Raw genomic sequence first — 26,686 nt, forward strand, 5'->3', positions numbered from 1 at the left:
TCCCGACGGAAGGGACATTCCACGCATTTCGGCGACCCGAACTGCAATATCGGCGGGGCGTGGGCTGGCGTGCGGACGGGGCGTTGCGGCGGTGGTGAAGGTTTTCACACATGCTTGTCCGGGTTCGGTAGGCCGGGCGCATACTTGCGACGACCGGTACCCCTTCTCGAGGACTGGATCGTCGTCATGAGCGCACCGTTGCGCCCGCGTCCGGCCGGCCCACCCGGGCCCCCCGCCTCGTGGGATAGCGCCGTTCCCGGCGCCCGCGCCACCTCCCGTCTGCTCACCGTCGGTGTCGTTGGCGCCGGTCGGGTCGGCGCCGTGCTGGGCGCCGTGCTCGCCGCCGCCGGGCACCGGGTGGTCGCCGTCTCCGGCAGCTCCGGAGCCAGCCGCGCCCGCCTCGCCCTGCTGTTGCCCGAGGTGCCCCGCCGCCCGGTCGCCACCGTGGCCCACGCCGCCGCCGACCTGCTGCTGCTCGCGGTACCGGACGACAGACTGGCCGGTGTGGTGACCGATCTCGCGGAGCAGGGCGCGCTGCATCCGGGCCAGATCGTCGCGCACACCTCGGGAGCGCACGGCCTGGCCGTGCTGGAGCCGGCCGTCGCGGTCGGCGCCCGGCCGCTCGCACTGCACCCCGCGATGACCTTCACCGGTACGCCGGACGACTTGGCCCGGCTGGACGGCATCTCGTACGGGGTGACCGCCCCGGCGGAGTTGCGCCCGCTGGCTGCCCGGCTGGTCGCCGACCTCGGTGGCGTACCCGAGTGGGTGGCCGAGTCGGATCGTCCGCTCTACCACGCCGCGCTGGCCCACGGCGCGAACCACCTCGTGACGCTGGTCAACGAGGCGACCGACCGGTTGCGGGACGCCGGGGTGTCCCGGCCGGAGAAGGTGCTCGCCCCGCTGCTGCGGGCCGCCCTGGAGAACGCGCTGCGGCTCGGCGACGACGCGTTGACCGGCCCGGTCTCCCGCGGCGACGCGGGCACCGTGCAGCGGCACCTGGCCCGGTTGGCGGCCACCGCACCGGAGTCCGTCCCCGCGTACCTGGCGCTGGCCCGTCGTACCGCCGACCGGGCGATCGCCGCCGGCCGACTGCGGCCGGTGGACGCACAGTCGCTGCTCGGCGTGCTGGCCGACAGCGGTCGGGAGGTGGCCGCATGACCCAGGTGGTGCACACGCGCGCCGAGTTGGCCGAGGCCCGGGCCGGGCTGAAAGGCACGGTCGGGGTGGTGATGACCATGGGCGCGCTGCACTCCGGGCACGAGACGCTGCTGCGCGCGGCCCGGGAACAGGCCGATCACGTGCTGGTTACGGTCTTCGTGAACCCGTTGCAGTTCGGGCCGAACGAGGACTTCGACCGCTACCCGCGCACCCTCGACGCCGACCTTGAGGTGTGCCGGCGGGCGGGCGCCGATCTGGTCTTCGCCCCGTCGGTGGCCGACATGTACCCGGACGGTCAGCCCCAGGTCCGCCTCGATCCGGGCCCGCTCGGCGCCGAGCTGGAGGGGGCGAGCCGCCCCGGCTTCTTCCACGGTGTGCTCACAGTGGTGCTGAAGCTGCTCCAGCTCACCCAGCCGGACCTGGCGTTCTTCGGCGAGAAGGACTACCAGCAGCTCACCCTGGTCCGGCGGATGACCCGTGACCTGGACGTGCCGGTCGAGGTGGTCGGCGTGCCGACCGTCCGGGAGCCGGACGGGCTCGCCCTCTCCAGCCGCAACCGTTACCTGAGCGAGCCGGAGCGGGCCGCCGCGCTGAGTCTGTCCGCCGCGCTGCGGGCCGGCGCGCGAGCCGCCGACGACGGCTTGGACGCAGGGGCGGTGCTGACCGCCGCGCACGCCGCGTTCGGCGCCGGTACGCTCGGTGCCCGCCTCGACTACCTGGTGCTCACCGATCCCGAGTTGGAACCGGGGCCGGTGGCCGGGCCGGCTCGGCTGGTGATCGCCGCCTGGGTGGGCGCCACCCGGTTGATCGACAACGCGGCGATCCATCTCGCCCCGCGTCCCTGACCCGGGCGTACCACCCTCCACCGATACCGCGAAAGGCCACTCCGATGTTGCGGACCATGCTCAAGTCGAAGATTCACCGAGCCACGGTGACCCAGGCCGATCTGCACTACGTCGGTTCGGTGACTGTGGACGAGGATCTGCTCGACGCCGCCGACCTGCTCCCCGGCGAGCAGGTGGCGATCGTGGACATCACCAATGGCGCCCGGCTGGAGACGTACGTGATCCCGGGCGAGCGGGGCAGCGGCGTGATCGGCATCAACGGCGCCGCCGCACACCTGGTGCACCCCGGCGACCTGGTCATCCTGATCTCGTACGGGCAGATGGACGACGCCGAGGCCCGGACCTACCGGCCACGGGTCGTGCACGTCGATGCCGACAACCGGGTGATCGAGTTGGGAGCCGACCCGGCGGCGGCGGCACCCGGCACGGCCGGGAACCCGGTGCCCAGCCCGTTGGCCGTGTCCGGAGTCTGATCCCGCGTACCGCGATTCCGGTCTGTCACCAGAAGGTCATTTCCGGTTACCCTGGGCGCGCTGGCGGAAGCCGGTCGGTGGCTGGGGGAGGCCGCGATGAGCCGTGCCAGGACGACCCTGTTCGCTGCTGCCGTGACGGCAGTGCTGCTGGTGGGCTGTGCCGGGTCCGGCGGCCTGGACGGTGATCTGACCGACGACTGGGCGGCGTTGCCGGCACCGTCGGCGTTCACCCCGGCCGCCGGTGTGTGTCACGCCGCCGACTTCACCGATCTGGTCAGCCTGGCCAGCTATGAGCCGGTGGACTGCGCCGGGCCGCACCGCCTGGAGACCGTGCACGTCGGGGCTTTCCCGGCCGAGCGGACGGCCGCTCCGGCGGGTGGTTCGGCCGAGCTGCGGAGCGCGTTCGCCGAGTGCGACACCCGGGCGACCGGCTACGTGGGTGACGACTGGCGGTCCGGCCGGCTGCGGCTGTCCGTGGCGCTGCCCAACGGGCCGGGGTGGGCGGCCGGTTCCCGGTGGTTCCGCTGCGACCTCACCGAGCTCACCACTGTCGAGGCGGCGGCCACTGTGGTGGTCCGGTCGGGCAGTCTGCGGGACGCGTTGAAGGGGCCCACCGGGCTGCGCCTCGGTTGCCAGCAGACTCGCGGTGGCGCCGGCCGGGGTGTGCAGACGTTGACCCCGGTGGAGTGTGGCAAACCGCACGACGCCGAGTTCGTCGGGGTGTGGCGCGCACCGGACCTGGCGTACCCGACCCGGGACGCCGACTGGCTGCCGCTCTACACGGGCTGTCGCAGCGTCCTGGCCCGGTACGCGGGCGTACCGGACGACGCCAAGCTGCGCTTCCGCAGCGGTGTGGTGGTCCGTCCGCCAGGGGCGGGGCGCTGGAAGGTCGGGGATCGGGGCGTCCGCTGCTATCTGTGGCTCAGCGACCGTACGGTGACGGCTTCGCTGAAGGGCGCGGGCCAGGCTGGTCTACCGGTCCGGACGAAGTGACCACGGCCCGACGGTCGGCGCGGCGCGGCGCGCGCCGGACGGGGTCGCCCAAAACACTCGTCCCGCCCCCGCCGCCCCGGGCGAGGACGGTTCGGGTTGACTGGGGGGATGGACCTCCCGACCGTCGACCTGCCTACCCTGCCCGCGCTGCTGGCCGCGCCCGCGCCCGGCTGGGTGGAGACCACCGACGTGATCGTGGTGGGCTCCGGCGTGGCCGGGTTGACCGCGGCGCTGCACCTGCGTGAGGCCGGTCTGCACGTCACGGTGGTCACCAAGGTCAACATTGACGACGGCTCGACCCGGTGGGCGCAGGGCGGCATCGCCGCCGTGCTCGACCCGGCCGACACCCCGGCGGCGCATGCCCGGGACACCGAGGTCGCCGGGGTCGGGCTGTGCGACCCGGCGGCGGTCCGGGTGCTGGTCGAGGAGGGCCCGACCCGGCTCCGTGAGCTGATCCGGATCGGCGCCGAGTTCGATCGTCACCCGGACGGCTCGCTGATGTTGACCCGCGAGGGCGGGCACCGGGCGGACCGGATCGTGCACGCTGGCGGCGACGCCACCGGCGCGGAGGTGCAGCGAGCCCTGCACGCCGCGGTGCAGCGCGACCCGTGGATCCGGCTGGTCGAGCACGCCCTCGTGCTGGATCTCCTGCGCGCGCCCGGCGACGGCCCGGACGGGCTCGGCCCGGCCTGCGGGATCACCCTGCACGTGTTGGGTGAGGGCAGCGAGGACGGCGTCGGCGCGCTGCTGGCCCGTGCCGTGGTGCTCGCCACCGGCGGCATGGGGCAGATCTTCTCGGCCACCACCAACCCGGCGGTTTCCACCGGGGACGGGGTGGCGTTGGCGCTGCGGGCCGGCGCGGCGGTGACCGACGTGGAGTTCGTCCAGTTCCACCCGACCGCACTGATCACCCCGGCCGGCGCGGGGGTGCCCGGGGCGGGGCACGCGCAGCAGCCGCTGGTCTCGGAGGCGTTGCGCGGCGAGGGCGCGTACCTGGTGGACGCGGACGGTAAGAGGTTCATGCTGGGTCAGCACGAGTTGGCCGAGCTGGCACCTCGGGACGTGGTGGCCAAGGGCATCCACCGGGTGCTGCTGGCCACCGGCGCGGACCACGTCTTCCTCGACGCACGGCACCTGGGCGGCGACTTCCTGGCCGGTCGGTTCCCCACCATCGTGGCGTCCTGCCTGGCGATCGGCGTGGACCCGGCGACCGATCTGATCCCGGTGGCGCCGGCCGCCCATTATGCCTCCGGCGGGGTCCGCACCGATCTGCGCGGCCGTACCTCCATCCCGGGCCTGTACGCCTGCGGCGAGGTGGCCTGCACGGGCGTGCACGGCGCGAACCGGCTGGCCAGCAACTCGCTGCTGGAGGGTCTGGTCTTCTCCCGACGGATCGCCGAGGACATCGCTGCCGGCCTGCCCGAGCAGGCCCAGCCGGCGGACACCGGCGCCTGGCGTGGCGGTTCGGGCTGGGTGCTGCCGGCCGAGGTGACGCCGACCCTGCAACGGGCGATGACCCGGGGGGCCGGGGTGCTGCGATCCGCGGCGACGCTGGCCGGGACGGCCGCGACGTTGACCGAGCTGGGCGTTGCCCGGGGCCGACCGCGGACCGCCGACTGGGAGGCGACGAACCTGCTCACCGTGGCATCGACGCTGGTTGCCGCCGCGTACGCCCGTGGTGAGACCCGGGGCTGCCACTGGCGGGAGGACTTCCCGACGGCCGACGAACGGTGGCTGGGCCACCTGGTCGGTGCGGTCGGGGCGCAGGGCCGGGTGACGCAGCAATGGGAGGACAAATCATGATCGAGTCGACGCAGGCGGCGTTGCGGGCGGCTGGGCTGGACGCGGCGTTGGTGCGGCAGGTGATCGAGGGCGCGCTGGTCGAGGATCTGGGCCCGGATTTCCTGGACGTCACAAGCGTGGCCACCATTCCGGCGGAGCAGACCGACACCGCCGACCTGGTGGCCCGCGCGGACGGGGTGTTGGCCGGGATGGCGGTGGCCGCCGCCGTGTTCGAGCTGGTGGGCGAGGTGACTGGCTTCGGTCGTACCGTCGAGGTGTCGGTGCTGGCCCGCGACGGCGAGCGGGTGGCCCGCGGTGACGTGCTGGCGACGGTGACCGGTCCGACCCGGCTGCTGCTGACCGCCGAGCGGACGGCGCTCAACCTGCTCTGCCGGATGTCCGGGGTGGCCACCCACACCCGCGCCTGGGCGGACGCGCTGGCCGGCACGAAGGCGATGGTGCTGGACACCCGCAAGACGACGCCGGGCCTGCGGGCGCTGGAGAAGTACGCGGTGCGGGCCGGCGGTGGCACCAACAAGCGGATGGGCCTCTACGACGTGGCCATGATCAAGGACAACCACAAGCTGGCGGCCGGGAGCATCACTGCGGCCTACCGGCGGGTCCGGGAGGCGTTCCCGGAGGTGCCGGTGCAGGTCGAGGTGACCGGAGTCGACGAGGCGGTGGAGGCGGTGGAGGCCGGGGCGGACTTCCTGCTCTGCGACAACATGACGCCGGAGGTGCTGGCCGAGGCGGTGGCCGCTGTGGGTGACCGGGCGGAGCTGGAGGCGACCGGCGGGCTGACCCTGGAGGTGGCCGGCCGGTACGCGGCAACCGGCGTGGACTTCCTCTCGGTGGGCGCGTTGACCCACTCGTCGCCGATCCTGGACATCGCGCTGGACCTGCGCATCGAGTAGTTGTCTAGGCTGCGTGCGTGCTGCTCTGCATCGACATCGGAAACACCAACACCGTGCTGGCGACCTTCGACGGCGACAAGCTGGTGCACTCCTGGCGGATCAAGACCGATGCCCGCTCGACGGCGGATGAGCTGGGCCTGATGTTCCGGGGTCTGCTCGCCGGGGACAACGTCGAGATCACCGGTGTGGCCGCCTGTTCCACGGTGCCGGCCGCGCTGCGGTCGTTGCGCACCATGCTCAGTCGTTACTACGCCGACCTGCCGAGCGTCGTGGTCGAGCCGGGCGTGCGGACCGGGGTGCAGTTGGCGATCGACAACCCGAAGGAGGTCGGCGCCGACCGGGTGGTGAACACTCTGGCCGCGTACACCCTCTACGGCGGTCCGTCGATCGTCGTGGACTTCGGCACCACCACCAACTTCGACGTGATCAGCGAGCGCGGTGAGTTCCTCGGCGGCGCGTTCGCCCCGGGCATCGAGATCTCCTTCGACGCGCTGGCCGCCCGGGCCGCGCAGCTACGCAAGGTCGAGGCCACCAAGCCCCGCTCGGTGATCGGCAAGAACACCGTGGAGTGCCTCCAGGCCGGCCTGTACTTCGGCTTCGCCGGGCAGGTGGACCGGATCGTCGAGCGGATGACCGAGGAGTTGGGCGAGGTGCGGGCGGTGATCGCCACCGGCGGCCTCGCCTCCCTGGTGATGAACGAATGTCGCAGCATCACCCACCACGAGCCGATGATCACGCTGATCGGTCTGCGGATGGTCTACGAGCGCAACCGGTGAGGGCGCCCGGAAACCTTGTCGGCGTCAGCGCCGCCGGGCGCGCAGCACCAGCGTCCGGTACGGCAGCTCGATGATGTCCCGGCCGGCCAGTGCGGGGTGGGTGGTCAGGAGTTCGCTCAGTTCCCGCTCGACCCGCCGCCGATCGTCGGTGGAGGCGGTGAGCCAGTACGAGCGGGTGCGGACCATGCCGAGCAGTTCGTCCGGCGTGAGCGTGGTGCGGTGCGTGAACTCGCGTCTTTCGACGGCGTCGAACGCGGGGCCGAAGTCGGGGCGCTCGCCGAAGATCTGGCTGGTCGACTTGTCCCCGAAGTGGGCGATGCGACCCAGGTCGGCCACCCAGTCGACGCTGGCGTCCCGGATGTTCCAGATCGGGGCGAAGGTGCCGCCTGGACGAAGCACCCGGGCGATCTCGGTGTGCGCTTGCTCCCGGTCGAACCAGTGGTACGCCGTCCCGACCAGCACCGCGTCCACCGCCGAGTCGGGCAGTGACATGGCCTCGGCGCTGCCCGCCAGCGCCGTCGTGCCCGGGGTGCTGGCGGCGAGTTGCGCCCGCATCCCCGGATCGGGCTCGACCGGTACGACAGCGTGGCCCAGGGCCAGCACAGCGCGGGTCAGGATGCCGGTGCCCGCTGCGAGGTCGACCACCCGGGCTTCGCTCAGCCCGTCGAGTGCCCAACGGACCGCAGCGGCGGGATAACGTGGTCGAAACCGGTCGTAATCACTCGCGGCGGCACCGAACGACAGGGCGTGAGTGTGATCGACCATGACGGGCAGGTTATCCCGTAACGGCCTCCGGACCGCTTGAGTACGCTCGGGCCTGACCCCCTGTATCTCCGTGACGAGGAAGCGTGCCGTGATCGAGCAGAACCCCGTGCCAGTGGACCCCGCCGATGACCTTCCCGAGCAGATGAAGGTCCGCCGGGAGAAGCGGGACCGGATGCTCGCCGAGGGCGTCGAGCCCTACCCGGTCGGCTTTCCCCGCACCACCACCCTGGCGCAGGTCCGGGCGGGCTACGCCGACCTTCCCACCGACACCGCGACCGGCGACCAGGTCGCGGTCACCGGTCGGGTGATCTTCGTACGCAACACGGGCAAGCTCTGCTTCGCGACCCTGCGGGACGGCGACGGCACCGAGTTGCAGGCGATGCTCTCCCTGGACCGGGTCGGGCCGGAGCGGCTGGAGGCGTGGAAGCGCCTCGTCGACCTCGGCGACCACGTCGGCGTCACCGGTGAGGTGATCACCAGCCGTCGGGGTGAGCTGTCGGTGTTGGCCGAGCAATGGGAGATGACCGCCAAGGCGCTGCGACCGTTGCCGGTGGCCCACAAGCCCCTCTCCGAGGAGGCGCGCGTCCGGCAGCGTTACGTCGACCTGATCGTCCGGCCGCAGGCACGGGAGATGGTGCGCACCCGGGCGGCCGCGGTACGCAGTCTGCGCGATTCACTGCACGGGCAGGGTTTCATCGAGGTGGAAACGCCGATGTTGCAACTGCTGCACGGCGGCGCGGCAGCCCGACCGTTCGTGACCCACAGCAATGCGTTGAACACCGATCTGTATCTGCGAATCGCTCCGGAACTGTTTCTCAAGCGCGCTGTGGTCGGCGGCGTCGATCGCGTCTTCGAGATCAACCGCAACTTCCGTAATGAGGGTGTCGACTCTTCGCACTCGCCGGAGTTCGCGATGCTGGAGACGTACCAGGCGTACGGCGACTACGACACGATGGCCGAGTTGACCCGCAATCTCGTGCAACAGGCGGCGATCGCGGTGAGCGGCTCGACGGTGGTGACCCACGCCGACGGGCGCGAGTTCGACCTGGGCGGCGAGTGGCGGTCCGTGACGTTGTTCGGTGTTCTTTCCGAAGCGCTGGGCGAGGAGGTCACGGTCCGCACCGAACGCACCCGCCTGGTGGAGTACGCGGACAAGGTCGGATTGGCCGTGGACCCGAAGTGGGGCCCGGGCAAGCTGGCCGAGGAGTTGTTCGAGGAACTGGTCGTTCCCGGTCTGGAGGCGCCCACCTTCGTACGGGACTACCCGGAGGAGACCAGCCCGCTCACCCGGGCCCACCGCAGCGAGCCGGGGCTGGCCGAGAAGTGGGACCTCTACGTGCTCGGCTTCGAGCTGGGCACCGCGTACTCCGAGCTGGTCGACCCGATCGTGCAGCGGGAACGGCTGGTCGCCCAGGCGCAGTTGGCCGCCCGTGGCGACGACGAGGCGATGCGTCTCGACGAGGACTTTCTTCGGGCGATGGAGTATGGAATGCCGCCGGCCGGCGGTATGGGAATGGGAATCGACCGGCTCTTGATGGCCCTGACCGGCCTCGGAATTCGGGAAACGATCCTCTTCCCGTTGGTCCGCCAGGAGTAGTCCCGTCCGGGCGTACGCCGAGCCGTAACCGGATCCTATTGACGCGACGAGCGGCGCACGGGTTATTGTGCTCTCGTTAGCAGGAGCACCCTGCTCGAAAGGAATGTGGGACGTGGCCAAGCAGATCATTCACAAGCTGGTCGATGACCTGGACGGCGGGGACGCGGACGAGACCGTCAAGTTCGCCCTCGACGGCGTTCAGTACGAGATCGACCTGTCGAGCGCCAACGCCGCGAAATTGCGCGATGCATTTGCGTCGTACGTGGGCGCCGGCACCAAGGTCGGCCGGGGCGGTGTCGTGATCGGTGGGCGGGCTGCCCGCGGTCGGGGCGGCGCGACCGCCGATCGGGAACAGAACAAGGCAATCCGGGAGTGGGCCAAGAAGGCCGGCAAGGACATCTCGGACCGGGGTCGTATCCCGCAGGAGATCGTGGACGAGTTCCACGCGAAGCGCTGATCCGTCAGCAGCTTGGTGGCCAGCCGCCACCGCAGGCGACACCGACGCCGGGCCGGAGGAGTTCTCCGGGCCGGCGTCGCCGTATCCGGCGGCGTTCGCCGTGCCCGTTCGGGGCCGGGAAGCATTCCGGGCCCCCCGGCGTTGTCCACAACCAGTGGAACAGCTGTCCACAGCCTGTGGACAACCTCCTTCAGGGGCCCGGCGCGGCGCTCGTCGCGACCGCCCGGTCCGCCCTCCGGGCCTCCCGGAGCGCTTCCGGACCCCGGATCGGGCTTCCGTCGAGCCAGTCGGATTTCGCTCTGCGCGTAGCGACAGGGCTACCGGAACACCTCCTGAGCGCGGACGGTTGTTCAAAACGACGTGCAACCGACCCAGAGCAGAGACACACGACCTCAGCTGAGTCGGTCAGCGACGATAGAGTAAGGAGGCACGGACGCCCGTCCTGGACGTTCGTGCACCGGCCCCGCCAAGATCTTGACCATCAAGGCGCACGGCACGTGAGGAGCACGAGGGCATGTTCGAGCGGTTCACCGACCGAGCGCGACGGGTTGTCGTCCTGGCCCAAGAAGAGGCCCGGATGCTCAACCACAACTACATCGGTACGGAACACATCCTGCTGGGCCTGATCCACGAAGGTGAAGGCGTCGCGGCAAAGGCCCTGGAGAGCCTCGGCATCTCCCTGGAGGGCGTCCGCCAGCAGGTCGAGGAGATCATCGGCCAGGGCCAGCAGGCGCCGAGCGGGCACATCCCGTTCACGCCGCGGGCCAAGAAGGTGCTGGAGCTGTCGCTGCGCGAGGCGCTGCAGCTCGGCCACAACTACATCGGCACTGAGCACATCCTGCTCGGGCTGATCCGTGAGGGCGAGGGCGTCGCCGCCCAGGTGCTGGTCAAGCTCGGCGCCGACCTCAACCGGGTCCGCCAGCAGGTGATCCAGCTGCTCTCCGGCTACCAGGGCAAGGAGCCTGCCGCGGCGGGCGCCGCGCCGGGTGAGGCCGCGCCGTCGACCAGCCTGGTGCTGGACCAGTTCGGCCGCAACCTGACTCAGGCCGCCCGCGAGGGCAAGCTCGACCCGGTCATCGGGCGCGAGAAGGAAATCGAGCGGGTCATGCAGGTGCTCTCCCGCCGTACCAAGAACAACCCGGTCCTGATCGGTGAGCCCGGCGTCGGCAAGACCGCCGTGGTGGAGGGCCTGTCCCAGAAGATCATCAAGGGCGAGGTGCCCGAGACCCTCAAGGACAAGCAGCTCTACACGCTCGACCTGGGCGCACTCGTCGCCGGCTCCCGCTACCGCGGTGACTTCGAGGAGCGCCTCAAGAAGGTGCTCAAGGAGATCCGCACCCGCGGCGACATCATCCTGTTCATCGACGAGATCCACACCCTGGTGGGTGCGGGTGCCGCCGAGGGCGCGATCGACGCCGCCAGCATCCTCAAGCCGATGTTGGCCCGTGGTGAGCTGCAGACCATCGGTGCCACCACGCTCGACGAGTACCGCAAGCACCTGGAGAAGGACGCCGCTCTCGAGCGCCGCTTCCAGCCGATCCAGGTGGGTGAGCCGTCGCTGGCCCACACCATCGAGATCCTCAAGGGCCTGCGGGACCGCTACGAGGCTCACCACCGCGTCTCGATCACGGATGCCGCTCTCGTGGCTGCCGCGACCCTGGCCGACCGGTACATCTCCGACCGCTTCCTCCCGGACAAGGCGATCGACCTGATCGACGAGGCCGGTGCCCGGATGCGGATCCGTCGGATGACCGCGCCGCCAGACCTGCGTGACTTCGACGAGCGCATCGCCCAGGTGCGTCGTGACAAGGAGTCGGCGATCGACGCGCAGGACTTCGAGCGCGCCGCCCAGCTGCGCGACAAGGAGAAGCAGCTCCTCGGTCAGAAGGCTCAGCGGGAGAAGGAGTGGAAGGCCGGTGACCTGGACGTCGTCAGCGAGGTTGACGACGAGCAGATCGCCGAGGTGCTCGGCAACTGGACCGGCATCCCGGTCTACAAGCTGACCGAGGAGGAGACCTCGCGCCTGCTGCGCATGGAGGACGAGCTGCACAAGCGCGTCATCGGCCAGGAGGACGCGGTAAAGGCGGTCTCGAAGGCGATCCGGCGTACCCGGGCCGGCCTGAAGGACCCGAAGCGCCCGTCGGGCTCGTTCATCTTCGCCGGCCCGTCCGGTGTCGGTAAGACCGAGCTGTCCAAGGCGCTCGCCGAGTTCCTCTTCGGCAGCGAGGACTCCCTCATCCAGCTGGACATGTCCGAGTTCCACGACCGTTACACGGTCTCCCGGCTGGTGGGTGCCCCTCCCGGCTACGTCGGCTACGACGAGGGCGGGCAGCTGACCGAGAAGGTGCGGCGTCGGCCGTTCTCGGTGGTCCTCTTCGACGAGATCGAGAAGGCCCACCCGGACGTGTTCAACACGCTCCTGCAGATCCTCGAAGACGGTCGGCTCACCGACGGTCAGGGTCGGATCGTGGACTTCAAGAACACGGTCATCATCCTGACCACCAACCTGGGCACCCGTGACGTCGCCAAGGCGGTGTCGCTGGGCTTCCAGCAGTCGGAGGACTCCGAGTCCAACTACGACCGGATGAAGCAGAAGGTCAACGACGAGCTCAAGCAGCACTTCCGGCCTGAGTTCCTCAACCGGATCGACGACACCATCGTCTTCCACCAGCTGCGCCAGACCGAGATCCTCTCGATCGTGGACATCATGATCCAGCGGATCGAGGGTCAGCTGCGGAACAAGGACATGGGTCTGGAGCTGACCGACAACGCCAAGAAGTACCTGGCCGCGAAGGGCTTCGACCCGGTGCTCGGTGCCCGTCCGCTTCGTCGCACGATCCAGCGCGACATCGAGGACAACCTCTCCGAGCGGATCCTGTTCAACGAGCTGACCCCGGGTCAGATCGTCGTGGTGGACTGCGAGGGCGACCCGGACGACATCGACAAGTCCAAGCTCGTCTTCCGGGGCTCGGACAAGCCGGTCGAGGTTCCGGACGCCGTCCCGGCCGATCTCGGTGGCACTGCCGCTGGCACCGCCGCCGCAGGCGTGGACGAGTAACACAACCAGCAAGGGGCGGGGCCCCGGTGGCGCAAGCCACCGGGGCCCCGCCTTCTGCGTCCCCCGCACATCACCCCGCCGCCCCCGCTCGTGCCCTCCCGGCCGGCCTTTGCGTCGCACTTGCCCGACGGCCGGCCTTCGAGGGCTGCGTCCGGGCGTTCGGCGTGGGGCCGGCGTGCGGGGTGGGCGGGTCAGGTGGTGAGGTCCGCGGTTGGCAGGGACGGGCCGTCACCGACCAGGCGGAAGGAGTCGGTGCCGGCGGGTTCGACCAGCCCGTCCTGCACCAGCCCGGCGAGGGCGCGGGCGCGTTGCACGTCGTCGGTCCAGACCTGATCCAACCGCTGGTGTGGGACCGGCCCGGTGCTGTCCCGGAGCACTCCGAGCAACAGACCGCGGACCTGTCGGTCGGTGCCCGCGTACCGCTGGGGTCGGCGGGTCGGCCCGGCCGGCGCCTCCTGGCCGGACGCCCGCCAGGCGCAGACCGACTCGACGGGGCAGGCGGTGCAGCGCGGTGACCGGGCTGTGCAGATCACCGCGCCCAGTTCCATGAACGCGGCGCTGGCCAGTGCCGCTGCGGCCGGTTCGGTCGGAAGCAGTTCTTCGGTGGCGACGAGGTCCGCTGGTCGGGTGACGGGCCCGGCGTCCGGTTCGCCGGCGACCGCCCGGCACACGACCCGGCGTACGTTGGTGTCGACGACCGGGTGCCGCTGCCCGTACGCGAAGGCGGCCACCGCCCGAGCGGTGTACGTGCCGACGCCGGGCAGTGCGAGCAGTTGCTCCAGCCGGTCCGGCACCTGGCCGCCGTGCCGGTCGACGATCGCGACAGCGCATTCGCGCAGGCGAACCGCCCGACGGGGGTAGCCGAGGCGTCCCCACATCCGGATCGCCTCGGCTGGGGTGTCCGCCGCCAACGCGGCCGGCTCCGGCCAGCGGGCCAGCCACGCCCGCCAGGCCGGCACCACCCGCACCACGGGTGTCTGCTGGAGCATGACCTCGCTGACCAGGATGGCCCACGGGGTGACGCCGGGCTCGCGCCACGGCAGGTCACGGGCGTGCTGCTGGAACCACCGGCTGACCAGGGAGGCGAAGTCGGGTTGAGTCATGGCGTCGTCGATGATGTCACGCCCGGCGTTCCCGTTGGGTGGGCGGCGCGGACGGGGTGCCACGTCCTCGTTCGGCGGACGGGGGAGAATGCGCACATGAACGAGCTCGCGATCACCGTCATCGGTCGGGACCGGCCGGGCATCGTGGCCGACGTCGCGGAGGTGCTGGCCCGACTGGGCGCGAACCTCACCGACAGCACGATGACGCGGCTGCGGGGGCATTTCGCGATGACCCTCATCTGCACCGGCCCGGCAGCCGCCGAGGTCGAGGCCGCACTGGCGTCGCTGGCCGCCGAGGGCCAACTGCTGGCGACGGTACGCGCGGTCACCCCGGACGGTGATGTTCCTCCGACTGGTGAGCCGTACGTGATGGCGGTGCACGGTTCGGACCGGATGGGCATCGTCGCGGCGATGACGCGGGTGCTGGTGGACGCCGGGGGGAATGTCACTGACCTGAGTACCCGGTTGACCGGTGCGCTCTACGTGGTCCTGGCGGAGGTCGAGTTGCCGGCCGGTGTGGCGGACACTCTGCTCGACCGGCTGCACCGGACGGCTGCCGAGCTGGGCGTGGAGGTCACCCTCCGGCCAGCGGACCCGGACCTGTTGTGACCGGCGGGGAGCGCGGGCCGGAGGTCGGCCTGGGTGACTGGACACCAGAGTCGCTGGACGTGCCGGGCGAGGTGCGGGCGGTGGTGTCCGCCCCGCATCCGGTGCTGAGTCGGGCCGCGGACGAGGTCGACCCCACGGCAAAGGAGACGGTCCAACTCGCGGCCGACCTGATAGCCACGATGAAGGTCTCGCCGGGCTGCGTCGGGTTGGCCGCGCCGCAGGTCGGGGTGGGCGCTCGGGTCTTCGCCGTCGACGTGACCGGGCACCCGAAGGCGGTGACGGTGCACGGCACCTTCGTGTTGTGCAACGTGCGCGTGGTCGAGGCGACGCGGTGGAAGCCGGGCCGGGAGGGCTGCATGTCGGTGCCGGACCTGACCGGGGACGTGAAGCGGGCAAGCCGGCTGGTGGTGGAGGGTGACCTGCCGGGCAGCGGCGCGCCGGTCCGGCTGGTGACCGACGGCTTCGAGGCTCGGGCGTTGCAGCACGAGATCGACCACTGCGCGGGGCTACTTTTCCTGGACCGGGTGGCCGGTGCGCACGCGGTCTATCAGCGCAAGGTCTACCTGTGACAGGTGATCCGACTGTCCTCAGTGGAGGGTCGGGCCTACCCCTCGAATCGGTTCCGGCGCGTCGCGCCGCACTGCCGGGTACGGCGCCGCTACGGTGGAGGGCATCATGCGTCTGACGGTCGGCCCCCTGCCACCCGCCGTGTACTGGCGGCGTCGCGCCGTCGTACTCGGAGCGGGGTTCCTGTTCCTGATTGTCCTGCTCTACTCCTGTACCGGTTCGGGTCGTTCCGGCGACAAGGAGCCGAAGGCGGGTGGTTCGCCGTCGGCGACGTCCGCCGCGACGTCTGGTCCCGCTGGGCCGGTGCTGACGCCACAGACCGGCGGTCCGTCGTCGTCCGCGTCCGCTGATTCGGGTGCGACGAGTCCGAGCCCGGCGATCACCAGCAACACACCGCCGTTGGGCGCGGCGGCCGGTTCGGAGGACGACGGCACCTGCACCGACGGGGAGATCAGCGTGGTCTCGTCGGCGAGCCCGACCTCGGTGCAGCGGGGGGCGGTGGTCGAGCTGCAACTGAGGATCAAGAACACGTCGGACCGGACGTGCAGCCGCAACGTCGGCGCCGACCTCCAGGAGATCTTCATCAAGTCCGGGGCCGAGAAGGTCTGGTCGTCGGACACCTGCGGCAAGGTCGAGGGCTCGGACGTGCAGTCGTTCACGCCGAACTTCGAGCGCTCCTACCAGGTGCCGTGGAACGGGCGGGACACCAGCCGCTGTGACGGCGCGCTGGCCGCCGGGCCGTTCCCGCCGGTCGGGTCGTACCAGGTGTTCGCTCGGGTCGGCACGAAGCTCAGCGACCCGGTGAAGCTCACCGTCACCGGCTGAGCCGGGTCAGACGTAGCGTTCCAGGATGGATGCCTCGGCGAGCCGGGACAGCCCTTCACGGACGCCGCGGGCCCGGGCGTCACCGACCCCTTCGACGGCCTGCAGGTCCTCCACTGTCGCGCCGAGCAGACGCTGGAGGCTGCCGAAGTGCAGCACCAGGCGGTCGACCACCGCCACCGGCAGCCGGGGCACCTTGGCCAGCAGTCGGAAGCCGCGCGGGCTGACCGCGGCGTCGAGCGCGTCGGACGCGGCCGGATAGCCGATCGCCTTGGCCACCGACACCAGGTCGATCAGCTCGGTGGCACCGAGCAGGTCCAGCTCGACGAGGGCCTCGTCCAGCGTGCGCGACTTACGGCCGACGGGGAGGTAGTCCCGGATGACCAGCGTCCGGTCGGCGTCCACGCCGGCCATCAGCTCGTCGAGTTGCAGGGCGAGCAGGCGGCCGTCGGTGCCCAGCTCCACCACGTAGCCGGCGATCTCGTCGGCGATCCGGCGAACCATCTCCAGTCGCTGCACCACGGCCACCGCGTCCCGCACGGTGACCAGATCCTCGATCTCCAGGGCGGAGAGCGTGCCGGAGACCTCGTCCAGCCGGAGCTTGTAGCGCTCCAGGGTGGCGAGCGCCTGGTTGGCGCGGGAGAGGATGGCCGCCGAGTCGTCGAGCACGTGCCGTTGGCCGTTGACGTAGAGGCTGATGATGCGCATGGACTGGCTAACCGAAATGACCGGATAGCCGGTCTGGCGGGCCACCCGCTCGGCCGTGCGGTGCCGGGTGCCGGACTCTTCGGTCGGGATGGACGGGTCGGGCATCAGGTGCACCGCCGCCCGGACGATCCTGGTGCCGTCGCTGGAGAGCACCACAGCGCCGTCCATCTTGCACAGCTCGCGCACCCGGGTCGCGGAGAACTCCACGTCCAGTGGGAAGCCGCCGGTGCAGAGGCCCTCGACCACCTTGTCGTAGCCGAGCACGATGAGCGCGCCCGTGCGACCCCGCAGGATGCGCTCCAGACCGTCGCGCAGGGCGGTGCCCGGGGCCATCAGGGCGAGATTGGCCCGCAGCGGATCTCCGGCGCTCCCGGCGGCTCCCGCAGTCACGCTCACGCTGATCGGGCGGGCGGGCGAGCCCACGGCGCCGGTGCGGGCCTGGGGCGGCGCGCCGGCTGGCTTGGTGGTATCGCGGTCGATCGGCACGGGCACAGTCTACGGACTGTCGTGCGGTGGGTGCTGTCGTGGTTACTGTGACGTGTCACGATGCCGTCCTTTCCACCGTTTCCCGCTTGCGACGTGCTGTCCGGTTTCGCCGCCCTCGTCGGCACGGTGGGTCATTCGGCGGACGCGCGGGCAGCATGGTGCAGCGCCGAACGGACGTCGGTGACCTCGGTCACCCGCATCTGCTCGGGGCCCACGCCGGTGCTGGCCGGGCCGCAGCCGGGCGGCACCAGGGCCACCTTGAACCCCAGTCGGGCGGCCTCGGCCAGCCGGCGCGGCACCGCCCCGACCCGGCGCACCTCGCCGGTCAGCCCCACCTCACCGATCGCCACCAGGTGCGGCGCGATCGCCAGGTTGAGGCCGCCGGAGGCGACCGCCAGCGCCACCGCCAGGTCGGCGGCCGGCTCCACCACCCGGATCCCGCCCACGGTGGCGGCGAAGACCTCCCGGTCGTGCAGGGTCAGCCGCTCGGTGCGCCGTTGCAGCACGGCCAGCACCATCGCGAGTCGCGCCGAGTCGAGGCCGGAGACGGTGCGTCGGGGAGAGCCCGCCACAGTCGCGCCGATCAGCGCCTGCACCTCGGTGACCAGGGCCCGCCGCCCCTCCATTGCCACCGTCACGCAGGTGCCCGGGACCGGCTCCGCGTAGCGGGTCAGGAACAGCCCGGACGGGTCGGCCAGGCTGCTGATGCCGCCCTCGTGCATCTCGAAGCAGCCGACCTCGTCGGCCGCGCCGAACCTGTTCTTCACGCCGCGCACCAGGCGCAGCGACGAGTGCTTGTCGCCCTCGAAGTGCAGCACCACGTCGACCAGGTGCTCCAGCACCCGAGGCCCGGCCACCTGGCCGTCCTTGGTGACGTGCCCGACCAGCACTGTCGCGATGCCCCGCTCCTTGGCGACCGAGACCAGCGCGGCGGTGACCGCGCGGACCTGGGTCACCCCACCGGGCACCCCCTCGGTGCCGGTGGTCGAGATGGTCTGCACCGAGTCGAGCACCAGCAGGCCCGGCTTGACCGCGTCGAGGTGACCGAGCACCGAGGCGAGGTCGCTCTCCGCAGCGAGGTAGAGCTGCTCGTGCAGGGTGCCCATACGCTCGGCGCGCAGGCGCACCTGACTCACCGATTCTTCGCCGCTGACCACCAGCGACGGGCTGCCGGCGCCGACCGCCCACTGCTGGGCCACATCCAGCAGGAGGGTCGACTTGCCCACGCCGGGCTCGCCGGCGAGCAACACCACGGCACCGGGCACCAGGCCGCCGCCGAGCACCCGGTCGAGCTCGCTAACCCCGGTGGGACGCGCGCGGGCCGGAGCGGCGCTGATGGTGGCGATCGGTCGGGCCGGCTCGGACGGCATCCGGGAGCTGACCACCCGACCGGAGACGGTCGGGCCGGTCACCGTGTTCTCGACGACCGCCCCCCACTCGCCGCACTCCGGGCAGCGCCCCACCCATTTGGGCGGCTGGTGCCCGCAGGCGTCGCACTGGTAGGCCGGACGCGGTTCGCGGGCGGCGGACCGACCACGGGCGGCACCGGCCGTGCCGCCACGCGGAGGGGTCGATCGGGAGGTGGTCACATCAGGACGCTAGCCCTCGCGTACGACGAAAACACCCCGGCGTGGTGGTCACCACGCCGGGGCGTTTGTCGATGTGCGGGTCGGGTCACTCGTGGGTCGTGCCGCCCTCGTTGCCCTCGTAGCCACCCTCGCGCTCGATGATCGGCGACGGAGGGGCCGCCGGGGTGAGCGGCACCGCGACCGGCGCCTGCCCGGTGACCGTGTTGCCGTTGCCGAAGTCGAAGGTCACGACGACGTTCTGGCCCGAGCGCAGGGCCTCGGTCAGGCCGATCAACCGGAGCTGCGAGGTGGCCTCCGAGTTGAGCTGAAGGTAGCTCAGCGGAGCCAGCTCGATCCGGGCCGGCTGACCCGGCGCGGCAGCGCTGGCCGAGCCCGACGCCCGCGCCGACTCCGGCGCGGACGGGGTGGCCGAGGACGACCCGGTCTCCGAGGGCGTCACCGACGGGCTCGGCGAACCGGACGTCGAATTCGACGGGCTGGCCGAACCGGACGGCGACGGGCTCATGGAGGCGGACTCCGAGGCGGAGGGCGACGGGCTCGCCGAGCCGCCGCTGATCACCACCTCGCGGGCGCTCTCGGTGGTGACGGTGACCGTCACCGTCTCCTTGGAGTCGTTGTAGATCACGGCGTTGAGCGGGGCATCCTCGCCGGCCCGGTAACCCTCGATGCCGGGGTAGTCCACCAGCAGGCCACGCACGGCGAAGGAACCATTGTTGGTGGTGAGGTCGACGCCCTGGACCGACGCCTCCTTGGTGGCCGTCTCGGCGATCTGACCGGTGCCGCATCCGGAGGCCAGCAGGCCGGCCGCCGCAATCCCGGACAGCAACAGGGCCGCCCGCCGGGATCCCCTGATCGAGCGCGTCACGTCGGTCCTCCTCGTCACAATCCCCACCCGGGCCGTACGCCGGGCACGGTGGCCATACCCGCGCAGACCGCGCTCCAGGGTAGTTGGGACTGATCGAGGCCCGCACGCGGACCCGGCAATGCCACCTGCCCGGGTGGCGTTCACACCACCCGACCGCTCGCCACCAGCAGAACCACGTCGATCAGGGCCACCAGCATCACCGCCCGGAAGGCCGCCACCGGCCGCCGACCGGCCCGGATCGCCGAGCGCCCGGCGTACCAGCTCAGCGGCGGCACCACGGCGGCCGTGCCGACCGCCGCCCAGCCGATCGCCGACGGCGGCCCGGGTGGTCCGAGGACCAGCGTCGCGGTCGCCGCGAGGAGGAGACCCGCCGCGGCCACCCGGCTGCCGGCGGCACCCAGCCGGTGGGGCAGGCCGCGCACGCCGGTGCGGGCGTCGTCGGCCAGGTCGGGCAGCACGTTGGCGAAGTGCGCCCCGGCGCCCAGGCAGGCCGCCGCCGCCACCAGCCAGACCGGCGGGGCCGGCTGACCGCTCAGCGCCAGCACCACGAAGGCGGGCAGCGCGCCGAACGACACGGCGTAGGGCAGCACCGAGAACGCGGTGGCCTTGAGCGGCCAGTCGTAGAGCAGGGCGGAGACCAGGGCGAGCGTCAGCCAGAACGCCGCCACCGGGTTCGTGGTCAGCGCCAGCAGCGGGCAGGCCACCGCGGCCGCCGCGGCGGCCGCGGCCGTGACGCGTCGACCGACCGCGCCACTGGCGACCGGCTTGTCGGTACGCCCCACAGTGGCGTCCCGCTCGGCGTCCAGCGCGTCGTTGGTCCAGCCGACGGCGAGCTGGCTGGCCAGCACGGCGAGCACCACCGACACGATTCCGGCCGGCCGGTGGCCCACTCCCCAGGCCAGCAGACCGGCCACCGTGGTCACCGCCGCGGCCGGTTCCGGATGGCTCGCTCTGACCAGCCCTAACACCCTCGACGACATAAGGGAAGTCTGGTCGTTACCGAGCAGTCGTGCCACGCTCGGTTCCATGCGAGACGTGGCTGCGGCCGGGGCGTCCACCGGCCCGAGGGTGCTGCCGCGAAACGATCCGCGTCAGTACGACGATCTGGCCGGTGAGTGGTGGCGGCCGGATGGCGCGTTCGCGATGCTGCACTGGCTGGCGGAGGCCCGTGCCGCGCTGGTGCCGCCGGCCACCCATCCGGGCGCGTTGCTCGTCGATCTGGGTTGCGGTGCCGGCCTGCTCGCGCCACATCTGGCCGGCAAGGGCTACCGCCACGTCGGGGTGGATCTGACCCGCTCGGCGCTCGTCCAGGCGGCCGAGCACGGGGTGCGTGTGGTCCAGGGTGATGCCACAGCGGTGCCGCTGCCCGACGGCTGCGCCGACGTGGTCTCCGCGGGTGAGCTGCTGGAGCACGTGCCGGCCTGGCCGCGCGCGGTGGCCGAGGCGTGTCGGCTGCTGCGCCCCGGTGGCGTGCTGGTGCTGGACACCCTGAACGACACGGCGCTGGCCCGGCTCGTCGCGGTCCGGATCGCCGAGCGGCTGCCGACGGTGCCTCGCGGCATCCATGACCCACTGTTGTTCGTGGACGACCGGGCGCTGGTGGCCGAGTGCGCCCGGCACGGCGTCGACCTGCGGCTGCGGGGCATCCGTCCGCAGGTCGGCGGCATGCTCGCCTGGCTGCTGCGCCGGGCTCGCGCGAGCCGAACGGCCCCTGCGGTGCCCGCCGGCCGCGCGCCGCGCATCGTGCCGACCCGGTCCACCGCCGTGCTCTACCAGGGCCGGGGGGTCCGCAAAGGATAGTCGGGCCGTGGCGGGGGTATGGAACGCCATAGGAGGGGACGAAATGACGGTGCACGCGCTTGAGGCAGCACGCCGGTTGGCGCCACGGTTCGCCGCGCGGGCGGCCGAGCATGACCGGGACGGTTCCTTCCCCGTGGACGACTTCGCCGACCTGCGGGAGGCCGGCCTGTTCGGGCTGATGGTGCCCCGGGCGCTCGGCGGCCTGGGAGCCACCTTCGCCGAGTACACCGCGGTGGCCACTGAGCTTGCCCGGGGCAACGGTGCGACAGCCCTGGTGTTCAACATGCACGCCTCGGTGACCGGCGCACTGGGCGCGGTCACCGAGGAGTTGGCCGAGGCGCTGGGCGTACCGGACGAGGCGCTGGCCGCCCGCGACCGGCTGCTCAGCGCGGCGGCGCAGGGCTCCTGGTACGCGGTCGCGATGAGCGAGCGTGGCGCGGGCGCCCGGCTGTCCCAGCTGACCACGGCGTACGAGCCGACCGACGGGGGCTGGCATCTCAAGGGCAGCAAGACGTTCTGCTCCGGCGCCGGGCACGCGGACGGCTACCTGGTGGCGGCGCGCAGCGTGGCCGACCAGTCGGTGGTCTCCCAGTTCCTGGTGCCGGCCGGCGACGGGCTGACCGTGGAGCCGACCTGGGACTCGCTCGGCATGCGCGCCACCTCCTCCCACGACCTGCACCTGGACGCCACAGTGCCCGCCGACCGGCTGCTCGGTGGGGTGGAGGGGCTTGCGCTGGTCGTCGCCCAACTGATGCCGCACTGGTTGGTGGCCAGCTATGCCGCCGTCTACGTGGGGGTCGCCCGTGCGGCGATCGACGCGGCGGCCGAGCACCTCAACGCCCGCAACCTGGCCGGCCTGCCGGCCGTGCGGGCCCGGCTGGGTCGGGCGGACGCGGCGACGGCCGCCGCGCAGTTGGTGGTGGCCGAGGCGGCCCGCCGGGTGGACGAGGCGCCTGGTGACGAGGAGACCAACCGCTGGGTGTGGCGGGCGAAGCTGCTCGCCGGGACCACGGCCGCCGAGGTGGCGGCGTCGGTCCTGGAGGCGGCGGGCACCTCGGCGACCCGCCGTGGACATCCGCTGGAGCGGCTCTACCGCGACGCCCGCTGCGGCTCGCTGCACCCGGCCACGTCTGATGTCTGCGCCGACTGGCTCGGCATCGCCGCACTGGGCGGCGACCCGGATCGTGACGGATCGGCACCGCGTTGGTGAGCCCGCCGCACCGGGCTCGCACGGAAGAACGACCAGCCGAGGTGGCTGGTGGGACGGCCAGGGGGAGGACAGCATCTGACGAGAGGTGGGGATCGTGTTCGTACCAGTGATCGCGGGGCTCGGGACAGCGCAGCCGCCGTCCGCTTCGCAGGACGAGTTGTGGGAGGGCTTCTTCTCCCGGCACTTCTCCGGCACCACCCGGTCGTTGGCCCAGCGAATCTTCGCCAACTCGGGGGTGACCCGGCGACAGGCCGCTGTCAATCCGCTGCTGGAGGACGTCTCGGACTGGCCGACCGAGCGCCGGATGCGCCGCTACCAGGTGGAGGCGCTGCCGCTGGGCAAGGAGGCGGTGGGTCGGGCGTTGACCGCGGCCGGGCTGAGCGCCGGCGACATCGGGCTGTTCATCGTCTGCTCCTGCACCGGGTACGCCACCCCGGGGCTGGACATCCTGCTCGCCCGGGACCTGGGCATGGCCGCGGACACCCAGCGGATGTTCATCGGCCACATGGGCTGTTACGCGGCCTTGCCGGGGCTCGGCGCGGCGAGTGACTTCGTCACCGCCCGGGGGCGACCGGCGCTGCTGCTCTGCGCGGAGCTGACCAGCCTGCACATCCAGCCGTCCAGCGCCCGGGTGGACACGCAGCAGATCGTCTCCCACGCGCTCTTCTCGGACGCCGCGGTCGCCGCCGTGGTGGTGCCGGGCGGCCCGGGGTACGCGTTGCGCGAGGTCACAGCCGTCACCGACACCTCGACCGCCGACCACATGACCTGGGACGTCACCGACGCCGGGTTCCGGATGGGGTTGTCGCCGAAGGTGCCGCAGGTGCTGTCGAGGCACGTCCGCGGGCTGGTCGACGACCTGTTGGCCCGGCACGGCGTCACCAGCTCGGAGGTGGACGGTTGGGCGGTGCACCCGGGCGGGCCGCGGATCCTCAACGTGGTGGAGCGGGAACTGACGCTGCCCCCGCTGGGGCTGGCGGCGTCCCGGGCGACGTTGGACGAGCACGGCAACTGCTCGTCGCCGACAGTGCTGCTGATCCTGGACCGGTTGGGTCGGGCGACACCGGCAGCTCGGCGCATCGTCATGCTGGCCTTCGGCCCCGGCCTCACCCTGTACGCCGCCCTGCTCGATCGACAAGACTGAACCTCGTCGGCCCGGCCGGTACGCTCGGGGGGTGGATGCGACGGCGGACGACCGGCTGCGCTCGGTGGTGCTGTTTGGCGCGGCGGTGGCCGTCCTGGTCGTCGGCGGCTGGTGGTGGCGTGCCGCCGCACCCGCGTCGACTGCCGGGACGGCTGTCCCCTCGGCGGCGGCGGTGCCATCGGTCGGGCCGAGCGTCAGCACCCCACTGGAACGTCTCCTCGCGGCTGAGCAGCCCGATGAGCGGTTGACGGTGCGGATGGACCCCAACACCGGCGAGGTCCTCCGGGTGCGAAGCGGCCCGCTGGCGGTGATCGACCCAGCGACGGGCTCGATCACCGACATCGAGGGCGATCCCGGGGTGCTCTTCTCCGCGGGTGACCTGCCTCCGTTCAAAGAGACGATCTGGCGGGAGCAGCGGGCCCTCGCCCCTGGCCAGGAAGTGACCCGGCAGGCCAGCAACCACGGTGCGCGCTACCTGCTCCAGTACCGGTGCACCCGCCCCGGCACGATGGTCGTGACGAGCACCGGGGCCGGAATCGTCGGCCGGCCGCGGATCGACTGCGACGGCATGATCGCCAATGCCGAGGTGCTGCCCGGTGGCGGGCCGTTCCAGGTGTCGCTGTCGGCCGTCGACCGGCCCATCGACATTGAGGCGCAGCTCGTCGCCCTGCCCCCTCGCTAGTAGGGCCGCTCAGGCGGCCAGGGCCCTCAGGTCGCTCCGGTAGGACTCGATCGTGCCCAGCTCGGGTAGCACCCGGGTCACTGTGCCGGCCCGGTCGACCAGCAGGGCGGTCGCGGCGCCGGGGCGGGCCGGCTGGCCCAGGAACGAACGCAGGCCTCCGGCGGGGTCGGCCAGGGCGCGAGCCTGCCGCTTGACGGTGGGCCCGGCCGGGACCGCCTTCCCCCCGGTGACGGTGACCACGGAGACGCCGGCGGGTGCGGCCGCCAGGGCGTCGGTGACCCGGTCCGGGCAGGGGCAGCCGTCCAACAAGATGATCATGGCGGGCAGCAGGCCGCGCAGTGGCACGGGTGCGTCGTCCGCGTCGACCAGGTCCAGTGCGGGCAGCGGCTGACCGGCGAGGGTCGCGGGCGGGGAGTAGGGAGCCGGGGTCGGCCGGTCGGTGCCGCGGTTGGCGCGGGGCCAGGTGACCGCGACCAGGCCGGCCAACGTGGTGAGGACCGCCACCAGCAGGACCACCAGCGGCAGGCCCAGGGCCCGGTAACCGCCCGGGAGGTTACCGGCCGGGCGCAGCTCACGGCGAACCTGAGCGGCCTCGGCGGCCAGCGCGGAGGCGTCGTCGGGAACCACCACGCGGCCCCATTCGGGCGGAAGGCCGGGCAGGCCGTCGGCTGGCCCGTGACCCTCTGCGTCCGGCTTGCCCATCGGACCTCCTGGAAGCGTCTCGAGAGCGGAGTGCGGCTCGGTCTCCAGGGTCGCGCACCAGGTGCTCCTGCCGCTACATCTGGGCGCGGTCCTGCTGGCCGGGCTACCATGGGAGGAGCGCATAGCCCTTGATCTCGACGTTCTGTTCACCCGTACCGGGCAGTCATTTCCGCGTTACGGAGCGTGTTCGAACCATCGGTTTGACCGCCTGTCAAGCTGAAGCAAGACCTCTCACAGGGCCCCTGAGCTGCGCCAACGGTCAGGACATCGGTGAGACATCGGTGCCTGAGCGTGTTACCCTAGACACAGCGAAAGGGGTTTCGAACCTATGGTTTTCAGTGTCGGCGAGACCGTTGTTTACCCCCACCACGGGGCCGCACTCATCGAGGCAATCGAGACTCGGGTCATCAAGGGCGAGCCTAAGCAATACCTCGTCCTGAGGGTCGCGCAGGGTGACCTGACGGTCCGGGTGCCGGCCGAGAACGCCGAGATCGTGGGCGTCCGCGAGGTGGTCGGCGAAGAGGGCCTCGGGAAGGTCTTCGACGTTCTGCGGGCTCCGCACACCGAGGAGCCGACCAACTGGTCGCGGCGTTACAAGGCCAATCTGGAAAAGCTGGCTTCCGGCAACCCGCTGAAGGTCGCCGAGGTCGTGCGTGACCTGTGGCGCCGGGAGCGGGAGCGGGGCCTCTCTGCGGGCGAGAAGCGGATGCTCGCCAAGGCCCGCGACATTCTCGTCGGCGAGGTCGCGCTGGCCGAGAAGAGCACCAAGGACGAGGCGGAGACGCTGCTCGACAAGGTCCTCACCGAGGCCTAGTCCGCACAGCATCGTCGTACCCACTTTGTAGTGAAGAAACCACCGAGGACCGCGACGTGACCGCGCAGCTCAATCCGCGCGGTGACGTCGCGGTCCTCGTGCCTGCGGCGGGTGCCGGCGTACGCCTCGGGCCCGGCCGACCCAAGGCGCTGCGCCTGCTCGCCGGTGAGCCGCTGCTGGTGCACGCCGTGCGTCGACTGGCCGCCGCTCCGTCGGTGCACACCATCGTGGTGGCCGCGCCGGCCGCCGAGGTGCAGGCCGTCCGCGAGCTGTTGGCCTCGGTCGCCCCGGTGATCGTGGTGCCCGGCGGTGCCGAACGGCAGGCGTCGGTGGCCGCCGCGCTGGCTGCGGTCCCCGCCGGCCCGACCATCGTCCTGGTGCACGATGCCGCCCGGGCGCTCACCCCACCTGATCTGGTCGAATCCGTCGCGGCGGCGGTGCGTGGCGGGCGTGACGCGGTGATCCCGGTCCTACCGGTCGTCGACACGATCAAGGAAGTCGGTGCCGACGAGGTGGTGCTCGGCACCGTCGACCGTTCCGCCTTGCGCGCGGTGCAGACCCCGCAGGGTTTCCGTCGGGCCGTGCTCAGCGCCGCCCACGCCGCCGCCGGTGACTCCCTCACCGACGACGCCGGGCTGGTCGAGAAGCAGGGCATCGCGGTGAGCTGCGTGCCCGGCTCGGAGTACGCAGTGAAAATCACCCGACCGTTCGACCTGGCTCTGGCCGAGCATCTGCTTGCCGCTACCGGTTGACGCGTACCCTCT

The 26,686-nt window shown here is 71.8% G+C and carries 26 protein-coding genes; 19 read left to right on the top strand and 7 right to left on the bottom strand.

Going from position 1 to position 26,686, the window contains the following annotated elements; genetic code table 11:
• Window positions 1-186 precede the first annotated feature (186 nt).
• The 7 genes from ACIA47_RS12130 (at window position 187) to ACIA47_RS12160 (ending at window position 6,944) form a co-directional block, all read left to right on the top strand.
• A complete protein-coding gene (locus ACIA47_RS12130; protein ID WP_396707549.1) occupies window positions 187-1,161 on the top strand; it encodes a Rossmann-like and DUF2520 domain-containing protein in 975 nt (324 codons plus the stop codon).
• On the top strand, window positions 1,158-2,006 hold the full coding sequence (panC, locus tag ACIA47_RS12135; RefSeq protein WP_396707551.1) for a pantoate--beta-alanine ligase: 849 nt from the start codon (window positions 1,158-1,160) through the stop codon (window positions 2,004-2,006). Before ACIA47_RS12130 ends, panC begins: the two co-directional genes overlap by 4 nt.
• A 44-nt stretch (window positions 2,007-2,050) precedes the next feature.
• Window positions 2,051-2,479 carry an aspartate 1-decarboxylase gene (panD, locus tag ACIA47_RS12140; RefSeq protein WP_112674301.1) on the top strand — a complete coding sequence of 143 codons (429 nt, stop codon included), beginning with the start codon at window positions 2,051-2,053 and terminating at the stop codon, window positions 2,477-2,479.
• Window positions 2,480-2,575: 96 nt separating this feature from the next.
• The gene (locus ACIA47_RS12145) at window positions 2,576-3,472 is read left to right on the top strand and encodes a septum formation family protein (RefSeq protein ID WP_203125975.1); all 897 of its coding nucleotides are present in this window, start codon (window positions 2,576-2,578) and stop codon (window positions 3,470-3,472) included.
• Between the two features lie 108 nt (window positions 3,473-3,580).
• The gene (locus ACIA47_RS12150; protein ID WP_396707554.1) at window positions 3,581-5,275 is read left to right on the top strand and encodes an L-aspartate oxidase; all 1,695 of its coding nucleotides are present in this window, start codon (window positions 3,581-3,583) and stop codon (window positions 5,273-5,275) included.
• Window positions 5,272-6,168: a carboxylating nicotinate-nucleotide diphosphorylase gene (nadC, locus tag ACIA47_RS12155; protein ID WP_203125973.1), complete on the top strand. Its 897-nt coding sequence runs from the start codon at window positions 5,272-5,274 to the stop codon at window positions 6,166-6,168. Before ACIA47_RS12150 ends, nadC begins: the two co-directional genes overlap by 4 nt.
• A gap of 17 nt (window positions 6,169-6,185) precedes the next feature.
• Window positions 6,186-6,944, top strand: a complete 759-nt coding sequence (locus ACIA47_RS12160) for a type III pantothenate kinase (RefSeq protein ID WP_396707556.1) — start codon at window positions 6,186-6,188, stop codon at window positions 6,942-6,944.
• Window positions 6,945-6,968: 24 nt separating this feature from the next.
• Here the strand turns inward: ACIA47_RS12160 and ACIA47_RS12165 are convergent, their stop codons facing one another.
• A complete protein-coding gene (locus ACIA47_RS12165; protein ID WP_203125972.1) occupies window positions 6,969-7,709 on the bottom strand; it encodes a class I SAM-dependent methyltransferase in 741 nt (246 codons plus the stop codon).
• Between the two features lie 88 nt (window positions 7,710-7,797).
• Between ACIA47_RS12165 and lysS the strand changes: the two genes are divergently transcribed.
• From lysS to ACIA47_RS12180, 3 genes are all read left to right on the top strand, one after another.
• Window positions 7,798-9,306, top strand: coding sequence for a lysine--tRNA ligase (gene lysS / locus ACIA47_RS12170; RefSeq protein ID WP_396707558.1), 1,509 nt, complete (start codon window positions 7,798-7,800; stop codon window positions 9,304-9,306).
• 112 nt (window positions 9,307-9,418) lie between these two features.
• Window positions 9,419-9,763 (top strand): Lsr2 family protein, encoded by a 345-nt coding sequence (locus tag ACIA47_RS12175; RefSeq protein ID WP_036392792.1) that lies wholly within the window; start codon window positions 9,419-9,421, stop codon window positions 9,761-9,763.
• A gap of 514 nt (window positions 9,764-10,277) precedes the next feature.
• The gene (locus ACIA47_RS12180) at window positions 10,278-12,821 is read left to right on the top strand and encodes an ATP-dependent Clp protease ATP-binding subunit (protein WP_203125971.1); all 2,544 of its coding nucleotides are present in this window, start codon (window positions 10,278-10,280) and stop codon (window positions 12,819-12,821) included.
• A gap of 191 nt (window positions 12,822-13,012) precedes the next feature.
• On the opposite strand, the gene ACIA47_RS12185 is transcribed toward ACIA47_RS12180, so the two are convergent.
• Window positions 13,013-13,924, bottom strand: coding sequence for an A/G-specific adenine glycosylase (locus ACIA47_RS12185; RefSeq protein ID WP_396707561.1), 912 nt, complete (start codon window positions 13,922-13,924; stop codon window positions 13,013-13,015).
• Between the two features lie 96 nt (window positions 13,925-14,020).
• On the opposite strand from ACIA47_RS12185, the gene ACIA47_RS12190 reads away from it, so the two are divergent.
• From ACIA47_RS12190 to ACIA47_RS12200, 3 genes are all read left to right on the top strand, one after another.
• A complete protein-coding gene (locus ACIA47_RS12190) occupies window positions 14,021-14,533 on the top strand; it encodes a glycine cleavage system protein R (protein WP_396707563.1) in 513 nt (170 codons plus the stop codon).
• Complete coding sequence (locus tag ACIA47_RS12195) at window positions 14,530-15,102, top strand: peptide deformylase (protein WP_396707565.1); 573 nt, start codon at window positions 14,530-14,532, stop codon at window positions 15,100-15,102. The genes ACIA47_RS12190 and ACIA47_RS12195 overlap by 4 nt, the downstream gene beginning before the upstream one ends.
• A 106-nt stretch (window positions 15,103-15,208) precedes the next feature.
• Window positions 15,209-15,925, top strand: coding sequence for a hypothetical protein (locus tag ACIA47_RS12200; RefSeq protein WP_396707567.1), 717 nt, complete (start codon window positions 15,209-15,211; stop codon window positions 15,923-15,925).
• 6 nt (window positions 15,926-15,931) lie between these two features.
• On the opposite strand, the gene disA is transcribed toward ACIA47_RS12200, so the two are convergent.
• The 4 genes from disA to ACIA47_RS12220 form a co-directional block, all read right to left on the bottom strand.
• Window positions 15,932-17,116 (bottom strand): DNA integrity scanning diadenylate cyclase DisA, encoded by a 1,185-nt coding sequence (gene disA / locus ACIA47_RS12205; protein WP_030327921.1) that lies wholly within the window; start codon window positions 17,114-17,116, stop codon window positions 15,932-15,934.
• Between the two features lie 131 nt (window positions 17,117-17,247).
• Window positions 17,248-18,705: a DNA repair protein RadA gene (gene radA, locus ACIA47_RS12210; RefSeq protein ID WP_203121656.1), complete on the bottom strand. Its 1,458-nt coding sequence runs from the start codon at window positions 18,703-18,705 to the stop codon at window positions 17,248-17,250.
• A gap of 85 nt (window positions 18,706-18,790) precedes the next feature.
• Entirely contained in the window at window positions 18,791-19,570 is a 780-nt protein-coding gene (locus ACIA47_RS12215) for a hypothetical protein (protein WP_203121654.1), read from the bottom strand.
• A 140-nt stretch (window positions 19,571-19,710) separates the two neighbouring features.
• Window positions 19,711-20,550 carry a UbiA family prenyltransferase gene (locus ACIA47_RS12220; protein ID WP_396707570.1) on the bottom strand — a complete coding sequence of 280 codons (840 nt, stop codon included), beginning with the start codon at window positions 20,548-20,550 and terminating at the stop codon, window positions 19,711-19,713.
• A gap of 46 nt (window positions 20,551-20,596) precedes the next feature.
• Here ACIA47_RS12220 and ACIA47_RS12225 point away from each other — a divergent pair, with 46 nt between their 5' ends.
• The 4 genes from ACIA47_RS12225 to ACIA47_RS12240 all read left to right on the top strand — a co-directional run bounded on the left by ACIA47_RS12225 (window position 20,597) and on the right by ACIA47_RS12240 (window position 24,406).
• Window positions 20,597-21,370, top strand: a complete 774-nt coding sequence (locus ACIA47_RS12225; protein WP_396707572.1) for a class I SAM-dependent methyltransferase — start codon at window positions 20,597-20,599, stop codon at window positions 21,368-21,370.
• Window positions 21,371-21,413: 43 nt separating this feature from the next.
• Window positions 21,414-22,580 carry an acyl-CoA dehydrogenase family protein gene (locus tag ACIA47_RS12230; protein WP_396707574.1) on the top strand — a complete coding sequence of 389 codons (1,167 nt, stop codon included), beginning with the start codon at window positions 21,414-21,416 and terminating at the stop codon, window positions 22,578-22,580.
• An 85-nt stretch (window positions 22,581-22,665) separates the two neighbouring features.
• Window positions 22,666-23,724 carry a type III polyketide synthase gene (locus ACIA47_RS12235; RefSeq protein ID WP_396707576.1) on the top strand — a complete coding sequence of 353 codons (1,059 nt, stop codon included), beginning with the start codon at window positions 22,666-22,668 and terminating at the stop codon, window positions 23,722-23,724.
• Between the two features lie 31 nt (window positions 23,725-23,755).
• On the top strand, window positions 23,756-24,406 hold the full coding sequence (locus ACIA47_RS12240) for a hypothetical protein (RefSeq protein ID WP_203121650.1): 651 nt from the start codon (window positions 23,756-23,758) through the stop codon (window positions 24,404-24,406).
• Window positions 24,407-24,415: 9 nt separating this feature from the next.
• Here the strand turns inward: ACIA47_RS12240 and ACIA47_RS12245 are convergent, their stop codons facing one another.
• A complete protein-coding gene (locus ACIA47_RS12245) occupies window positions 24,416-25,108 on the bottom strand; it encodes a hypothetical protein (protein WP_396707578.1) in 693 nt (230 codons plus the stop codon).
• Window positions 25,109-25,436: 328 nt separating this feature from the next.
• On the opposite strand from ACIA47_RS12245, the gene ACIA47_RS12250 reads away from it, so the two are divergent.
• Both ACIA47_RS12250 and ispD read left to right on the top strand, forming a co-directional pair.
• Window positions 25,437-25,922, top strand: coding sequence for a CarD family transcriptional regulator (locus tag ACIA47_RS12250; RefSeq protein ID WP_007073334.1), 486 nt, complete (start codon window positions 25,437-25,439; stop codon window positions 25,920-25,922).
• Window positions 25,923-25,978: 56 nt separating this feature from the next.
• Window positions 25,979-26,674, top strand: coding sequence for a 2-C-methyl-D-erythritol 4-phosphate cytidylyltransferase (gene ispD / locus ACIA47_RS12255; protein WP_203121648.1), 696 nt, complete (start codon window positions 25,979-25,981; stop codon window positions 26,672-26,674).
• Window positions 26,675-26,686: the final 12 nt, after the last annotated feature.

It is taken from the genome of Micromonospora sp. NPDC051227 (genome assembly GCF_044455385.1).
GTDB lineage: Bacteria > Actinomycetota > Actinomycetes > Mycobacteriales > Micromonosporaceae > Micromonospora.